Source organism: Kribbella sp. NPDC050820, from assembly GCF_040653975.1.
Classification (GTDB): domain Bacteria; phylum Actinomycetota; class Actinomycetes; order Propionibacteriales; family Kribbellaceae; genus Kribbella.
Genome location: NZ_JBFAHB010000023.1, coordinates 13,480 through 28,562, shown reverse-complemented (window position 1 = coordinate 28,562; position 15,083 = coordinate 13,480). Strand labels below are relative to the sequence as shown.

Here is a 15,083-nt window from a genome sequence, read left to right as displayed (position 1 = left end):
CATTGCTCAGTAACAGTCATTTCAGATAGCGTCTCGCTTGAAGTATTCGTTACAAGGAGGCCGGGATGCAGCGGGTGTCGGACCTGGTACGGCGGTACGTCGAGGCGGGCCGGTATCCGGGGGCGGTGACCGTGGTGGCGCGGCGGGACCGCGTCGAGCTGTTCGACGTGTGTGGCGTGATGGATGCTGAGCGCGGGATCGCGATGCGGCCGGACACGATCTTCCGGATCTACTCGATGACGAAGCCGATCGTGAGCCTCGGGCTGATGCAGCTCTACGCGGAGGGCCGGTTCCAGCTGAACGATCCGGTGGTGAAGTTCCTGCCTGACCTCGGCCGGCCCAAGGTGTACGAGCTGGGGGAGTCGACGCGCGAGATGACGGTCCGGGACCTGCTGATGCACACGTCCGGGTTGGCGGCGCCGAACGGCGAGCATCCGGTCAGCCGGATGTACCAGGATGCTGAGCTGCCCGGGATGGACTCGGATGTGCCGTTGTCGGAGCTGCCCGCGCGGCTGGCCGGCCTGCCGCTGCAGGTCGATCCGGGGACGCGGTGGATCTACGGCATCTCGACCGATCTGGTCGGGTTGTTGTGCGAGGTGCTGAGCGGGCTGCCGCTCGACCGCTACCTGTCGGAGCGGATCTTCGAGCCGCTCGTCATGGTGGACACCGGGTTTTCGGTGCCTGAGGCAAGTATCGATCGGCTGGCCGCTGGTTACTCCTTTGCTGATGGAGGCTTCACGCTCGCCGACGATCCGCGGACCAGTGCGTACACGCGGCCGCGGACGTTCCTGTCCGGGATCGCCGGACTGGTGTCGACGGCGGGGGACTACCTGCGGTTCGGCCGGATGCTGGCGGGTGGCGGTTCGCTGGACGGTGTCCGGATCATCGGTCCGCGGACGCTGCGGTTCATGACCACCAACCACCTGCCGGACGGCCGTGACCTGGCGTCGATGGCGGACTTCGGCGGCGAGACCCGTCGGGAGGGACAAGGTTTCGGTTTGGGGTTCGGCGTACTTCTGGGGCGGCGCGGCCTCGACCGCCTTCTTCGTCTCACCCGCGGACGACCTGGTCGTCATCTTCCTCACTCAACTACGCCCCTCGTCCAGCTACCCGATCCGCCGCGAGCTCCGAGCCGCCGTCTATGCCTCACTCGACGACTGACGACGGGTGCCGGCTGTGGACATCGGTCGGCGGTGACGGCCCGCCTGTCGTCCTGGTGCACGGCGGCCCCGGCTGGTGGGACACCTTCGGCGACCTGTCCCTCCCCGGTTTCACTCTCCACCGCTGGGACCAGCGAGGCGCCGGCCGCTCCGACCCGCGCGGCCCCTACACGCTCACCCGCTTCGTAGCCGACCTGGAAACAATCCGCGCCAACACCGGCCACGAACAGGTCGCCCTCCTGGGCCACTCCTGGGGCGCCGCATTAGCCCTCGAGTACGCCGTAACCCACCAGCGCCACCTGACCCACCTGATCCTGGTCTCCAGCACCGGCCTCGACGGCCCGCCCTCCACCTACCACCAACGCGTAGCCGAACGCCTGGCCGAGCTGCCGACCGACGACCCCTGGCTGTCCCGCATAGCCGCCAACCTCCACCACCGCCCCACCGCCCGCCACCTCACCACCCCCCGCTTCACCCCCAACCCCCAAGCCGCCAACTCCCTCAAAGCCGACCTCCACACCCTCCCCAACCGAGCAGTCTCCTACCGCTCCATCACCACCCCCACCCTCCTAATCCACGGCGCCCAAGACCTCCGCCCACCCACGGTCACCAACACCCTCCTGAAGGCCCTCCCCAACGCAGAACGCACAGTCCTCGACGAGGTAGTCCACTACCCGTGGATCGAGGCCCCAGAGGCCTTCCGCGCCGCCGCCTTGAAGTTCCTCCTCCGGTGAAGCAATGCGCGCGAACCCGGCCTGATGTTCGACAACCGCCGGTAGTTCCATCGCCGACAACCCCCGGTCGTCCCGTCGCGACAACCGCCGGTCGGGCGATGCCCAGCCAATTGCGTTGGCTTCGGCGAGAGCATCCGCACACGACCGCGTGACGTGGTCGACGGTGGGCGGCAGCCCGACAATCAGGCGGCGATAGCCGACTCACACGGCGATGAGCCGAGAATCCCGGCGATAAGCCGGTGATCGGGCGGTAGCCCGCACTCCCGGCGGTTATCCGGAAGATGCGGGCGGTAGCGCGCGGGGAGGAATGGGTGGGTGGGAGCGGGTGCGAGGGCGCGACGGAGGAGCGTCCGTAGCGCCCGCGCGGGGATGAATTAGCTGACTGTCCAGGTGTCGGAGCCGGTTACGAGGGCTTGCAGGTCGCCGGGGCCTTGGGCTTCTTGGGCGGTGGTGATCTGCTGGCGGACCATGTCGTCGTACGCGGGCCGGTCTACCTTGCGGAAGACGCCGATCGGGGCGCGGTGCAGGACGCCGGCGTCGGTGAGGCGGGAGAGGGCGAAGGCGTAGGCCGGGTCATCGGTGTGGGCGTCGTGGACGACCAGGTCGGCCTCGCCGCCGGGGAGGTCCGCGACCTCGCGTACGGCGAGGGAGGCGAAGCCGTCGCGAACGACGCCGAGGTGGCCGTCCTTGCCGAAGCGGATCGGTTCGCCGTGCACGAGCGGGATGATCGCGTCGTCGCGGGTCTCCGGGTCCTTGAAGGCCTCGAACGCGTTGTCGTTGAAGATCGGGCAGTTCTGGTAGATCTCCACGAACGCCGTCCCCCGGTGCTCCGCGGCTTCCCGCAGTACCGAGGTCAGGTGCTTGCGGTCGGAGTCGACCGTCCGCGCCACGAAGGTCGCCTCCGCGCCGAGCGCCAGCGAGACCGGGTTGAACGGGTTGTCCACCGAGCCCATCGGGGTCGACTTGGTGACCTTGCCGGGCTCCGAGGTCGGCGAGTACTGACCCTTGGTGAGGCCGTAGATCCGGTTGTTGAACAGCAGGATCTTCAGGTTCACGTTCCGCCGCAGCGTGTGGATCAGGTGGTTGCCGCCGATCGACAGCGCGTCGCCGTCACCGGTCACCACCCACACGCTCAGGTCCGGCCGCGCGGTCGCGAGACCGGTCGCGATCGCCGGCGCGCGCCCGTGGATGGAGTGCATGCCGTACGTCGACAGGTAGTACGGGAACCGCGACGAGCAGCCGATGCCGGACACCATCGCCACGTTCTCGCGCTTGATCCCGAGCTCCGGCAGGAACCCCTGGAAAGCGGCCAGTACGGCGTAGTCGCCACAACCGGGGCACCAGCGGACCTCCTGGTCCGACACGTACTCCTTGCGGTTCTGCGGCTCGGTCGCGGCGGGAACCCCGCGCAGACCGTTCGGCAGGCTCGGCATGCCGAGCTCGACCGTGCTCATCGTGCTCCCCTTGTCTTCAGCTCCGTCTTGACGTGGCCGTTCGAGCCGTTGGAGTCGGCCAGGGCCTCTCCGTGCTTCAGGGCGGCCGCGGCCTCACCCAGGTGGCGGGCGTCGTCGTCGATGCCCTCGGTCTCCTCGACCAGGTTGCCGATCACCTCGGCCAGCTCGGCCGCACCCAGCGGCATACCGCGGACCTGGGCGTAGGACACGACGTCGATCAGGTACTTGGCCCGCAGCAGCAGCGCCAGCTGGCCCAGGTTCATCTCCGGGACCAGGACCTTCTCGTAGCGGCCGAGCACCTCGCCGAGGTTCGGCGGGAACGGGTTCAGGTGCCGCAGGTGGGCCTGCGCGACCTTGCCGCCGACCTTGCGGACCCGGCGGACGCCGGCGCCGATCGGGCCGTACGTCGAACCCCAGCCGAGCACCAGCACCTTCGCCGCACCGTCCGGGTCGTCGACCTCGACCGGCGGGACCGTGATGCCGTCCACCTTCGCCTGCCGGGTGCGGATCATCAGGTCGTGGTTGGCCGGGTCGTAGGAGATGTTGCCGGTCTTGTCCTCCTTCTCCAGACCGCCGATCCGGTGGTCCAGGCCCGCCGTACCCGGGATCGCCCAGGCGCGGGCCAGGGTCTCCGGGTCGCGCAGGTAGGGGAGGTACGTCGACTTGCCGTCGGCGGCGGTCGCGTTCGGCTCGAGCGTGAAGTTCGGGTCGATCGTCGGCAGGTCCTCGATCACCGGGATCTGCCACGGCTCGGAGCCGTTGGCCAGGTAGCCGTCGGACAGCACGATCACCGGCGTCCGGTAGGTGACGGCGATCCGGGCCGCCTCGACCGCGATCGTGAAGCAGTCCGCGGGGGACTGGGCCGCGAGCACCGGCAGCGGCGCCTCGCCGTTCCGCCCGAACATCGTCTGCAGCAGGTCGGCCTGCTCGGTCTTGGTCGGCATACCGGTCGAGGGACCGGCGCGCTGGATGTCGCAGACCACCAGCGGTAGCTCGAGCATCACGCCGAGGCCGATCGTCTCCGACTTCAGGCTGATGCCCGGGCCGGACGACGTGGTGACGCCGAGCGCGCCGCCGAAGGAGGCGCCGAGCGCGGCGCCGACACCGGCGATCTCGTCCTCGGCCTGGATCGTGGTGACGTTGAACCGCTTGAGCTTGGACAGCTCGTGCAGTACGTCGGAGGCCGGGGTGATCGGGTACGCGCCGAGCACCAGCGGCAGCCCGGCTCGCTGGGCGCCCGCCACCAGGCCGTACGCCAGCGCCAGGTTGCCGGAGATGTTCCGGTAGGTGCCGGTCGCCATGCTGGCCGGCTTCACCTCGTACCGGACCGAGAACTCCTCGGCGGTCTCGCCGAAGTTGTAGCCGGCCCGGAAGGCCGCGATGTTGGCGTCGCGGATGTCCGGCTTGGAGGCGAACTTGGTCTCCAGGAACGTGATCGTCGACTCGACCGGTCGCTGGAACAGCCAGGACACCAGGCCGAGGGCGTACATGTTCTTCGCCCGGGACGCGTCCTTGCGGGTCAGCCCGAACTCCTTGACCGACTCGACCGTCATGCCGGTCAGGTTCAGCGGGACCACGTGGTACGCCTCGAGCTCGCCGGTCTCCAGCGGGTTCTCTTCGTACCCGATCCGCTTCAGGTTGCGGGCGGTGAAGTCGGCGGTGTCGACGATCAGGGTGGCGCCGCGCGGCACGTCGCGCAGGTTCGCCTTGAGTGCGGCGGGGTTCATCGCGATCAGCACATCGGGCGCATCACCAGGCGTCAGGATGTCGTGGTCGGCGAAGTGGAGCTGGAACGACGACACCCCCGGCAGTGTTCCGGCTGGTGCCCGGATCTCTGCTGGGAAGTTGGGCAACGTCGACAGGTCATTGCCGAACGATGCTGTTTCCGCTGTGAACCGGTCCCCCGTGAGCTGCATCCCGTCGCCGGAGTCGCCGGCGAAGCGGATCACCACGCGGTCGAGCTGCTTGACCTCGATGGTCACTGTTCTGTTCATCTCCAAGTCGACACTTGGGTCGGCCGGCCGCTTCGTGGACGACAGGTCGATCCCCCCAGTCAGGGCGATAACCCCAATATTAGTTCGCCCTTAGAACAGAACCATGCGGAAGCCCCGGTGGTCCACAGCCTGGGACGTGGTGTTAGGGACTGAACATCGTGGGCTAAGACGAAACCCTCCAGCATTACACTCCGCAGCGGCTCGCTTGCGATCCGAAGCGAGGACCGGCAGGGTGTCGTCATCAAGTTGTGATCCACGTGGTTGGAGTTCCCATGGGCCGTCGCCCTATGCGCGTTGTTGCCGGACTGTTGCTGTCGGCGCTGACCGGATGCGCCGCTCCGGTGGCACCCGCGGACAGCGCGCTGAGTCTCGGCAGTACGGCGACAGCCGCAGCCGCACCGGCCTCGGTCAAGGCCACGCGGACGGCGAAGATCTACAGCATCCGGACCACCGACGCGACCAAGGGCGTGATCACGGTGATCGGCACGTTGTCGCCGGCGCCGAAGGCGGGCACCCGGATCCCGCTACACCAGTGGATCCCGTCCGAGCGTCGCTGGCAGGAGATCGCGCACGGGTACTCGTCCGGGACCGGCGTGACGATCAGGACCGTGCAGCCGGGATCGGTCCGGACGTACCGGATCGCGGTCGGCCCGCAGGCGCCGTACCCGACGGCGATCTCGCCGATGATCAGCTTCAAGCACTACGTCTGGCGCGGGATCTTCAAGAAGGGCCTGCTCGCGGCGGGCGGCGCCCGCACCCCGCAGTTCAACGTCGTCCCGCCGAAGGAAGGACCGCGCCGGGCCGAGGCGGACCTGATGGCCGACAAGGGCGGGTACGTCTGGGGTGACGTGAACTCGACCGGCTGCAGTTACGTGCGCAACTGGCTGGGCAACCTGACCGACGGGACGGTGCGGACGTCGCTGCACAACGGGACCAAGGCGATGACGTCGGTGCTGCAGAAGCAGGAGACCGAGACCTGGCTCAACTACAAGATCCTCGGCGTCACCCGGCTCCGGCTGCAGGTCGCGGACGTGGCCTCCGGCTACGGCCCGTACGTTGCGGTCGACTCGATCATGCTCTGTACGAACTAAGCTGAGGCCTGTGTCGGAGAGCTATGGCGTCATCGCGGCGGTCGTCGTCCTCGGCCTCGCCGGGCTGATCGGCGCGTTCGCGCTGAACAAGGCGCTCACCGTCACCTATCCGACCGAGGGCAAGCTCAAGACGTACGAGTCCGGTGTCGACCCGGTCGGCGAGGGCTGGGCGCAGGTCCACATCCGGTACTACCTGTTCGCGTACCTCTACGTGATCTTCGCGGTCGACGCGATCTACCTGTTCCCGTGGGCGACCGTCTTCGCCACGCTCGGCTTCGCGACGCTGGTCGAGATGTTCGTCTTCCTGGCCTTCGTCGCGGTCGGCCTCCTCTACGCCTACCGCAAGGGTGTTCTGCGCTGGACCTAGGCCCTAGGTCCGGGCGAGGGCGGCGGCGATGGCCCAGTCCTGAGGGCCGATGCCGACGGACTTGAAGACCGTGCGGCCGGTGGGGGCGAGGGTCTGTGACAGGGCCGGGCCGAGCTCGACGAGGTCGGTGACCGCGCCGGAGTCGATCGCGTCGATGATCTCGCCGGACTCCTCCAGGGCGGCTTCGCGTTGGTCGACCATGACGATCGAGGCGTCTGCGAGCAGGTCGCGGGGAAGCTCGCGCATGGTCGGGCGGAAGGCGCCGATCGCGTTCACGTGGACGCGTTCCGGGAGGGCGTCCGCGTCGAAGAGCGGGGTGGACGACGAGGTCGCACAGCAGACGATGTCGGTGTCGGCGATCGCGTCGCCGATCGATGTGCTGGGGGTGAACTTAACGTCCGGGAACTCGTCGGCCAAGCTCGCGCTGAGTGCCTCCGCGCGGTCGGCCGAGCGGCCGGTGACGGTGACGGCGGCGATGCGTCGTACGGCGAGAACCGCGCGGACCTGGTCAGGGGCCTGAGCGCCCGTCCCGATCAGCGTGAGCCGGGACGTGTCGGTCGGGGCGAGCAGGTCGGTGGCGACCCCGACGACGGCACCGGTGCGCAGGGTCGTGATCGACGTGCCGTCGGCGACGAGCTGGTCGCCGCCGCCGGTCCAGATCAGCGTGGCGCGGATCGCCGGCACCTGGTCGAGCGCGATGCCGATCTTCTTCACCACCGCGGTTCCGGTCGGCGAGTGGTACGCCGACATCACCAGCACCGCCCCGTCCCCGAAGATCTGCCGAGCCGGCAGCACGAAGTTCCCCGCCGCCAGCTCCCGGAACGCGTCCCGTACGGCGTCGATCGCCGTACTCATCGGAACCAGCCGGCGGACATCCTCAGCGCTCAGAACTCTCACCGCCCCGAGGCTACTCTGGACCCCGCCGATCGAAGGGGAGCCGATGACCGACCTGCACCGGAGCGCGGTGGTGGCGGATGCGCACAACGATCTGTTGATGCTGGTGGCGCGGAGGCCGAAGGCGGCCTGGGCGGAGTACTTCCGGGAGCGGTGGATCCCGCAGTTGCGCGAGGGCGGGATCGACGTCCAGGTGCTGCCGGTGTTCATCGACGACGAGTTCCGGCCGGAGGGCGCGCTGCGCGAGACGCTGCGGATGATCGAGGCCGCGCACCGCGTCGCCGAGGCCAACGCCGACGAGGTCGTGCTGTGTACGACGCCCGCCGACCTCGCCGGCCGGGACGGCCGGATCGCGCTGGTCCTCGCCCTCGAAGGCTGCCCGCAGATCGACAACGACCTCGAGCTGCTGCAGACCCTGCACCGGCTCGGCGTCCGGATGGTGTCGTTCACGCACTTCGGCCGCAGCGCGCTCGGCGACGGATCGGGTGAGGACGCCACCGGCAGCCGGCTCACCCACGCCGGGGTCGAGGCGATCGGGCTGCTCGAGGAGCTCGGCGTACTGATCGACGTCTCGCACGTCGGCCGCGGCGGCGTCGAGCACATCCTCGAGCTCGCGACCAAGCCGGTCGTCGCCTCGCACTCCAGCGCGTTCGCGCTCCGCGAGCACCACCGCAACCTGACCGACGAGCAGCTCCGCGCCATCGCCGCGACCGGCGGCGTCGTCTGCATCAACTTCTTCGCCGGCTTCCTCACCGACGCCGAGAAGCCGACCGTCGACCACCTCGCCGACCACATCGAGTACGTCGTCGACGTCGCCGGCGAGGACCATGTCGGGCTGGGCAGTGACTTCGTCGCCGAGGTGTTCGCCGAGAAGATCCCGGCCTGCGACCGGCCGGTGGTCATCCAGGGCCTGGACGCCGAGGTGTACGTGCCCGGCCTGGAGGGACCGGCCGGGATGCCGCTGGTGACCGATGCCCTGCTCCGCCGCGGCATGCCGGAGGACACCATCCGCAAGGTCCTCGGCGCCAACCTGATCCGCGTTCTGTCGAAGGAGTGAACCCCGTGCAGACCTGGCTCGACGAAAACCTCGCCCGCCTGATCACCAAGTACGACGTCCCGGCCGCGTCGATCGCGGTCCTGGCCGACGGGGTGGTGAGCGAGGCGGCGGCCGGGGTGCTGAACCGGAACACCGGCGTCGAGGCGACCACCGACGCGATCTTCCAGGTCGGCTCGATCACCAAGCTGTGGACGACCACGCTGATCATGCAGCTGGTTGCCGAGGGCAAGGTCGAGCTGGACCGGCCGGTGCGCGACTACCTGCCGGAGTTCAAGCTGGTCGACGAGGTCGCGTCCGCCGCGGTCACGCCTCGGCACCTGCTGACCCACACCGGCGGGTTCTCCGGCGACGCCTTCACGCCGACGTCCCGTGGTGACGACGGTGTCGAGTTGTACGTGCGCGACGTCGTACCCGGGCTGGCCCAGGAGGTCCCGCTCGGGGCGGGCTTCTCCTACAACAACGCCGGCTTCGTCATCCTCGGCCGGATCGCGGAGGTGCTGCGCGGGAAGCCGTACCACGAGCTGCTGCGCGAGCACATCGCCGTACCGCTGGAGCTGAAGCACGTGGCGACGCTCCCGGACGAGGCGCTGCTGTACCGGGCGGCGCTCGGGCACATCTCGCCGACGCCGGGTGCGCCGCTGCAGGCGGCGCCGCAGTGGAGTCTCGTGCACGCGATGGCGCCGGCCGGGTCATTGCTCGCGATGACCGCGCGTGACCTGGTCGCGTTCGGCCGGGCGTACCTGGACGCGACGCTGCTCGACCGGGCTGCCGTCGACAGTCTGTGGGAGCCGCAGGTCGACGTACCGCGGATCGGCGCGATGGCCGAGCAGTGGGGCCTCGGCTGGGTGATCTTTGACGGCTCGCTCTACGGCCACGACGGCGGCACGCTCGGCCAGTCCGCGTACTTCCGGCTCGTCCCCGGCAAGGGTGTCGCGGTCGCGCTGCTCACCAACGGCGGCGACACCCCGGCCCTGTACGACGAGCTCGTCGGGCACGTACTGCGTGAGACAGCCGGCGTGGAGCTCTCGAAGCGACCGACCCCACCGTCGGAGCCGGCCGAGATCTCGCCGGAGCTCGTCACCGGGCGGTACGACGGGGTCCTGCTGCGCGCCACGGTCTCCGTCGAGGACGGCGAGCTCTGGGTGCTGGACGAGGCCGCGAGCGAGGAGGCGAAGGTGCTGCTGCCCGAGCCCCGGCGGACCCGGTTCGTGGCGCTGGACGAGTCCCGGCTGATCGCGGCCGAGCCGGAGCGCGGAGTACACGACGTGATCGCGTTCCGGGAACCGGTCGACGGCCGGGCGGCGTATCTCTTCCGAGGCGGCCGGCTCACGCCTCGTGGTGACTGAACGTAGTTTCCGGCCAGTCGGTCGTCAAGTTGCCTGATCACCCTTTGTGATTGCGTCCAGCAACGAAAGTCACGATGCGGACGGCGGGTATAACAGAATGCGCACACACGGTCGCCAATCGCTGAGATCGCAGCTATGGTGATTACGCGGGGGAACGGGGTAGGCACAGGGCGGTGAGGCTATGTCGTGGCAACTCTGGGTGGTGACCGCGCTGATCGCTGCCGGGGTCGTGATACTGGCCGTGACCAGGATGCGACACGCGCAGCACGTCTTCGACGACATCACCCGGCTGGACAGCCCGACGGAGAGTAGCCGGTCAGGTCTTTCCGGTGACGAGATCGCCCGTGCCAGAGCCCGCGCCATGGCCCGGACCGGCTGGTCCGAGCCGGAGGCGAGCCCGCGCCGCGGCCACGGCTGACCCCAGAACCTTAGGCGCCCGGGCCCCACACCCGGGTTCCGCCCAAACACCGATCGCTCACGTTCGGCGGACACGCACAGCGCCGAACGTGAGCGACCCGGTGATCAGACGTCTCAGTCGAGCAGTCCGTCGCGGCGGGCGACCGCCGCGGCCTCGGTCCGGGAGCGGACGCCGAGCTTGGCCAGGATGTTGGAGACGTGCACGCTGACCGTCTTCTCGCTGATGTACAGCTCCCGCGCCAACTGCCGGTTGGTCCGCCCTTCCGCGAGCAGCGCCAGCACCTCGGTCTCCCGCGACGTCAGGCTGCCCGCTCCGCCACCGGACTCCACGCCGCCGATCTCGTCGAGCAGCGGCTTCGCCCCCAGTTCACGGCCGACGTCGGCGGCCAGCGCAGCCTGCTCGTTCGCCTCCGCGACCCGGCCGGCCGCCCGCAGCGCGGCCGACAACCGCACCCGCGACCACGCCTGCTCGAACGTGTACCCGTACCCGAAAGCGTCCACCGTCCGCTCCCAGACGGAGACGTGCTCCTCCGGCGTCGGCGGATCGATCCCGGCCAGCCACCGCAGCCGCTCCCACTCCGCCTCCAGCCGCGCCAGCCAGGCCAGACCTTCGGTACCCATCAACCGCCCGGGTGGCAGCCCCTTCTCGGCCGTCGCGTGCCCGGCCTCGAGCAACGCCGCGCCCTTGGTCACCAACTCCTTCGCCGCGGACGGCTCACCCACGGCCCGATCGCAGTACACCTGCAACCCGAGCGTCGAGAACCGGATCCGCGCCATGAACCACTCGCTCTGGAACACGTCGGCCAACAGTGCCGACACGTCGGCGATCAGCTTCTCCGCCTCGGCGTACTGGCCCAGCTGCCGGTAGGCGTCCACGGCCGGCTGCATGCCGATGATCGGCAGCATCACGTCCAGCTCCCACCACTTGCGCAGCCCCTCCATCTCCTCCGCGACCGCGGTGTCACCGCGTCCGCTCCGGACGGAGAACTCCAGCGACCGCATCGCCGCCGCCGAGGCCTTCGGCGTCATCGAGTCGGTCCGGGCGGTCGCTGCCGCCTCGTCCCACTCGCCGAGGATGAACTGGGTCAGCCCGAGCAACCGCCGCGCGTCGAACCCGTACGCGGCCCACTGCCGGCCGAGCTCGCCCGCCCGCTTCATCGCGAAGGTCAGCGCCGACTTCGCGCTCTGCAGGTCGCCCTGCTCGTAGTGCGTCGAGCCGAGCAGGAACCGGCTGCGGATCTCCGCCGCCGCATCGCCCGCCAACTGAGCCCGTACGGCGGCTTCCTCCAGTTGACGTACTGCGCCGACCGGGTCACCGGCCCGCCGGCGCAGCACGGCAAGGGTGATCCCGGCGTCGCCCATCGCGGACTCCTGCCCGGCCTCGCGAGCGATCTCCAGCGCCCGCAGCGCCCAGCGCTCGGCTTCCATCGGCCGGCCCAACGCGTCGGAGACCCGGGCGTAGAGCGAGGCGACGTGCGCCTTGAACACGCTGGCCGGCTCGTCGTTGACCAGCTTCAGCGCCTGCGAGATCGCCTCGTTCGCCTCTTGGTCCTGGTCGATGATCAGCGCGATGTCGGCCAGCGGCAGCAGCAGTTGGGCGCGCTGCAGCTTCGGTGCATCCGCGGGCAGCTCGGCGAGCGACTTGCGCAGGAGCTTCACGGCCCGCAGGTGCTGCGAGGACAGGGTCGCGGCGGTCGCGGTCTGCACGATCAGCCAGATCTTGTCGATGGTGCTGTCGGGCGCCCGGTTCGGGAACAGCTCCAAGGCCAACTCGTAGTGCTTCAGCGCCTCCTGCGGCGCGGCGACCGAGATGGCCTCCTCACCGGCCCGGACCCGCGCGTCGAACGCCTCGGCCAGGTTGTGCGACCGCGTGGCGTGTCCGGCGAGCTCCGCCGCCGTCCCGGAGACGGTCTGGTCCTTCAGCGCCTGCACGTACGCCGCGTGCTGCCGGACTCGCTCGCCTGGCAGCAGGTCGTCGTACACGGCCTCGGCCAGCAGCGCGTGGCGGAAGTAGTAGCGGTCGCTGGCCGGTATGTCGATGATGTGCGCGTCGATGAGCTCACGCAGCGCAGTGTCGAGCTCCCGCTCGGGCAGCCCAGCGACAGCTGTGAGCAGGTCGTGGGGGACCCGCCGACCGGCCACGGCGATCACCCGGGCCACCTGGCGGGCGTCGTCCGACAGCGGATCGAGCCGGACCAGCAGGAGGTCGGCCAGGTCCGGCGGCACGGCCTCGCCGTCGCCCATCGAGGCGGCGGCGACCAGCTCCTCGGTGAAGAACGCGTTCCCGCCGGCGCGGTCGAGGATCCGCCGGACTTCGGTCTCCGGCAGCGGCTGGGTGAGTAGCGAGTTCAGCAGGGTGCGGGACTCGTCTGCGTCCAGGGGCAGCAGGCTGACCCGGCGGACGCGGGGGTTGCGGGACCACTCGGCGATCGGTCGGCGCAGCGGATGCCGCCGGTGCAGGTCGTCACTGCGATACGAGACCACCAGGGTCAGCCGTTGTGCGGTCAGCCGGGTGATCAGGAAACCGATCAGGTCCCGGGTCGAGTCGTCGGCCCAGTGCGCGTCCTCGATGATCACCAGCAGCGGCTCGCTGGTCGACAAGGCGGTGAATGCGCCCAGCACGGCGTCGAAGAGGGCCGCCCGGTCCAGTTGGCCCTCCTGCGGCGCGGGCTGGGCGCCGAGCAGGCGGTGCGTGGGCAGCAGCCGGCCGATCGCCGGGAAGTTGGTGAGCACGCTCTCGACCAGGTCAGGCCGGTCGCCGGCCAGCCGGCCGAAGATCTCCGTGAACGGCAGGTACGGCAGGCCGGCGTCGCCGAAGTCGGTGCAGTGCCCGACCAGGACGCCGAAGCCACGCTCGTGGGCCCCGGTGGCCACCTCGTCCAGCAGCCGGGTCTTCCCCACACCGGCGTCGCCGGACAGCAGTACGGCGCCGGCGCGACGCGTCTTGGCGTCGTCGACGGAGCTGAGCAGGGCGGCCATCTCGGCAGAGCGGCCGACGAGAGGTGTCGAAGTCCAGGGCACGTCGTCCATCTTCGCCCCTGGAGCCGACACAAATCGACGGCATCCCTTCCGCCGGTCGCCACCGGCAACGAAAACGCCGTCCCTGGTCGATGATCTCGAGTCAGGGACGGCGGTCTCGGCGGTCATGCCGCGGTGGTGGGTCGGAGGGCCTGGCGAGCGCGCCGCGGCTCCGGCCGCTGCTGCTCACGGCGCTCCCGGCGGGTGGTCCGGCGGAACTCGCGGGTGATCCGCTCCTGCCGGTAGGCGGTCTCCGCCTGGATCGATTCCGGTGTCATGAACATGGACATGGTGTGTGCCTCCCCTCAAGCCTTCTTGCCGAACAGGTGCCGGCGGGTGCGGGTGGTCCGGGTCTTGCGGAAGTCGCGGCTCAGGCGCTCCTTGCGGTAGTCGACCTCTGCCTTGAGCGAGTCGTTCGTGAACATCGGTTCCTCCTGGTTGTCACCGGCTCTCTGCCGATGTCTTAAATCTGCTTGTCTGAGGTGGTCCGGCACATCGGAACTCCTCCCTATCCGGGGGACCTGAGTGGCCTTAGGAGGTCCTAGGGGTGCCTAGTGGGATGCCTAGGGGGGCCGGATCCGGCTACATCGCGGGGCGGGCGCGGAGCTCCGGCGCGCAGGGCTCGGGGGCCTGCTGCTTGGGCTTGCGCCGGAACCAAAGCGGGCGCTGGAAGTCGCGCTTGACCCGGTCCTGGCGGTACTTGATCTCGGCCTGAACCGAGTCGGGGGAGTACAGGAACATGGTGTCCTCCGGGAGCTTGTCGATGGCACGACAGTGCTCCTGTGAGGTAGGCCGCCACATCGGCACAACTCCCTAGTGCCGTGGGCCCGGGCGCCTTAGATGCCGAAGCTCAGACTCAGTTCGAAGTGCTCGGGGTCCAGCAGGCTGTCGGCGTACTCGGCGAACCGGTCGTCGGCGGTCCAGCTGGTCCGCTCGGAGTGCAGGAACCAGGTCCCCTCCGGGCGACCGAGCAGCCCGGCCTCGACGGGGTCCAACGGGCGGCCACGGAGTCGTTGCTCACAGTGGTCGAGGTGCAACCCGGCGCTGTGCAGCGTGGCCGCGATCGAGTCGTTCTCGAGCCCGCGTTCGGGCAGTTCGCGCAGCGAATCCAGCGCGGGCAGCCGGCTGCGTTCGATCGAGATCGCCGCGCCGTCCGCGAGCTGCCGCAGCCGCTCGATCACGATCACGTACGGCGACGGGAGTCCGAGCCGACCGGCCAGCTCCGGGTCCTGCTCGAGCGCGATCTTCAGCGTCCGCAGTCGGGTCTCGACCCCCTGCTCGGCGAGCGCATGCGTCCACCCCAGGCGGCCGTCCAGCGGCCGCCCGTCGAACAGCACGAACGACCCCTTGCCGATCCGGGTGGTGATCAGCCCGTCCTCGGCCAGTACGGCGAGCGCCGAGCGGATCGTGTTCCGGCTGACCGCGAAGCGCCGGGCCAGCTCGACCTCACCCGGCAGCTGCGCGCCCCGCCGTACCAGGCCGGACCGGATCTCCCGGGCCAGCACGGCGGCGACGCGTTCGTGCTTCAGCGAGATCCCGGCCATCGGCGGC

Annotated in this window: 14 protein-coding genes; 7 read left to right on the top strand and 7 right to left on the bottom strand. The window is 69.7% G+C overall.

Annotation, left to right across the window (positions count from 1 at the left end; translation table 11 throughout):
• The first annotated feature begins 65 nt into the window (after positions 1-65).
• The gene (locus AB0H36_RS21040) at positions 66-1,349 is read left to right on the top strand and encodes a serine hydrolase domain-containing protein (protein ID WP_360525619.1); all 1,284 of its coding nucleotides are present in this window, start codon (positions 66-68) and stop codon (positions 1,347-1,349) included.
• Complete coding sequence (locus AB0H36_RS21035; RefSeq protein WP_360525803.1) at positions 1,256-1,894, top strand: alpha/beta fold hydrolase; 639 nt, start codon at positions 1,256-1,258, stop codon at positions 1,892-1,894. The genes AB0H36_RS21040 and AB0H36_RS21035 overlap by 94 nt, the downstream gene beginning before the upstream one ends.
• A gap of 374 nt (positions 1,895-2,268) precedes the next feature.
• On the opposite strand, the gene AB0H36_RS21030 is transcribed toward AB0H36_RS21035, so the two are convergent.
• The gene (locus AB0H36_RS21030; protein ID WP_360525616.1) at positions 2,269-3,348 is read right to left on the bottom strand and encodes a 2-oxoacid:ferredoxin oxidoreductase subunit beta; all 1,080 of its coding nucleotides are present in this window, start codon (positions 3,346-3,348) and stop codon (positions 2,269-2,271) included.
• Positions 3,345-5,342: a 2-oxoacid:acceptor oxidoreductase subunit alpha gene (locus tag AB0H36_RS21025; RefSeq protein WP_360525613.1), complete on the bottom strand. Its 1,998-nt coding sequence runs from the start codon at positions 5,340-5,342 to the stop codon at positions 3,345-3,347. The genes AB0H36_RS21030 and AB0H36_RS21025 overlap by 4 nt, the downstream gene beginning before the upstream one ends.
• Before the next feature lie 272 nt (positions 5,343-5,614).
• Here AB0H36_RS21025 and AB0H36_RS21020 point away from each other — a divergent pair, with 272 nt between their 5' ends.
• Entirely contained in the window at positions 5,615-6,433 is an 819-nt protein-coding gene (locus AB0H36_RS21020; protein WP_360525610.1) for a hypothetical protein, read from the top strand.
• A 10-nt stretch (positions 6,434-6,443) separates the two neighbouring features.
• Positions 6,444-6,800 (top strand): NADH-quinone oxidoreductase subunit A, encoded by a 357-nt coding sequence (locus AB0H36_RS21015; protein ID WP_360525607.1) that lies wholly within the window; start codon positions 6,444-6,446, stop codon positions 6,798-6,800.
• A gap of 3 nt (positions 6,801-6,803) precedes the next feature.
• Here AB0H36_RS21015 and AB0H36_RS21010 read toward each other — a convergent pair whose 3' ends face one another.
• Positions 6,804-7,697: an ornithine cyclodeaminase family protein gene (locus tag AB0H36_RS21010; RefSeq protein ID WP_360525605.1), complete on the bottom strand. Its 894-nt coding sequence runs from the start codon at positions 7,695-7,697 to the stop codon at positions 6,804-6,806.
• A 43-nt stretch (positions 7,698-7,740) separates the two neighbouring features.
• Between AB0H36_RS21010 and AB0H36_RS21005 the strand changes: the two genes are divergently transcribed.
• The 3 genes from AB0H36_RS21005 (at position 7,741) to AB0H36_RS20995 (ending at position 10,515) form a co-directional block, all read left to right on the top strand.
• Positions 7,741-8,751: a dipeptidase gene (locus AB0H36_RS21005; protein WP_360525602.1), complete on the top strand. Its 1,011-nt coding sequence runs from the start codon at positions 7,741-7,743 to the stop codon at positions 8,749-8,751.
• Between the two features lie 5 nt (positions 8,752-8,756).
• Positions 8,757-10,097 (top strand): serine hydrolase domain-containing protein, encoded by a 1,341-nt coding sequence (locus tag AB0H36_RS21000; protein WP_360525599.1) that lies wholly within the window; start codon positions 8,757-8,759, stop codon positions 10,095-10,097.
• Positions 10,098-10,278: 181 nt separating this feature from the next.
• Positions 10,279-10,515, top strand: coding sequence for a hypothetical protein (locus AB0H36_RS20995; protein ID WP_360525597.1), 237 nt, complete (start codon positions 10,279-10,281; stop codon positions 10,513-10,515).
• Between the two features lie 113 nt (positions 10,516-10,628).
• Here the strand turns inward: AB0H36_RS20995 and AB0H36_RS20990 are convergent, their stop codons facing one another.
• From AB0H36_RS20990 to AB0H36_RS20975, 4 genes are all read right to left on the bottom strand, one after another.
• Positions 10,629-13,544 (bottom strand): AAA family ATPase, encoded by a 2,916-nt coding sequence (locus AB0H36_RS20990; RefSeq protein ID WP_360525594.1) that lies wholly within the window; start codon positions 13,542-13,544, stop codon positions 10,629-10,631.
• 113 nt (positions 13,545-13,657) lie between these two features.
• Positions 13,658-13,822 (bottom strand): hypothetical protein, encoded by a 165-nt coding sequence (locus AB0H36_RS20985; RefSeq protein ID WP_360525591.1) that lies wholly within the window; start codon positions 13,820-13,822, stop codon positions 13,658-13,660.
• 292 nt (positions 13,823-14,114) lie between these two features.
• Positions 14,115-14,333 carry a hypothetical protein gene (locus AB0H36_RS20980; RefSeq protein WP_360525588.1) on the bottom strand — a complete coding sequence of 73 codons (219 nt, stop codon included), beginning with the start codon at positions 14,331-14,333 and terminating at the stop codon, positions 14,115-14,117.
• Between the two features lie 35 nt (positions 14,334-14,368).
• On the bottom strand, positions 14,369-15,076 hold the full coding sequence (locus AB0H36_RS20975; RefSeq protein WP_360525585.1) for a GntR family transcriptional regulator: 708 nt from the start codon (positions 15,074-15,076) through the stop codon (positions 14,369-14,371).
• Positions 15,077-15,083 lie beyond the last annotated feature (7 nt).

Coding starts and splice junctions, on each gene's coding strand:
- AB0H36_RS21040 (WP_360525619.1), top strand. CDS start 66: ATGCAGCGGGTGTCGGACCTGGTACGGCGGTACGTCGAGGCGGGCCGG.
- AB0H36_RS21030 (WP_360525616.1), bottom strand. CDS start 3,348: ATGAGCACGGTCGAGCTCGGCATGCCGAGCCTGCCGAACGGTCTGCGC.
- AB0H36_RS21025 (WP_360525613.1), bottom strand. CDS start 5,342: ATGAACAGAACAGTGACCATCGAGGTCAAGCAGCTCGACCGCGTGGTG.
- AB0H36_RS21020 (WP_360525610.1), top strand. CDS start 5,615: ATGGGCCGTCGCCCTATGCGCGTTGTTGCCGGACTGTTGCTGTCGGCG.
- AB0H36_RS21005 (WP_360525602.1), top strand. CDS start 7,741: ATGACCGACCTGCACCGGAGCGCGGTGGTGGCGGATGCGCACAACGAT.
- AB0H36_RS20995 (WP_360525597.1), top strand. CDS start 10,279: ATGTCGTGGCAACTCTGGGTGGTGACCGCGCTGATCGCTGCCGGGGTC.
- AB0H36_RS20990 (WP_360525594.1), bottom strand. CDS start 13,544: ATGGACGACGTGCCCTGGACTTCGACACCTCTCGTCGGCCGCTCTGCC.
- AB0H36_RS20985 (WP_360525591.1), bottom strand. CDS start 13,822: ATGTCCATGTTCATGACACCGGAATCGATCCAGGCGGAGACCGCCTAC.
- AB0H36_RS20980 (WP_360525588.1), bottom strand. CDS start 14,333: ATGTGGCGGCCTACCTCACAGGAGCACTGTCGTGCCATCGACAAGCTC.
- AB0H36_RS20975 (WP_360525585.1), bottom strand. CDS start 15,076: ATGGCCGGGATCTCGCTGAAGCACGAACGCGTCGCCGCCGTGCTGGCC.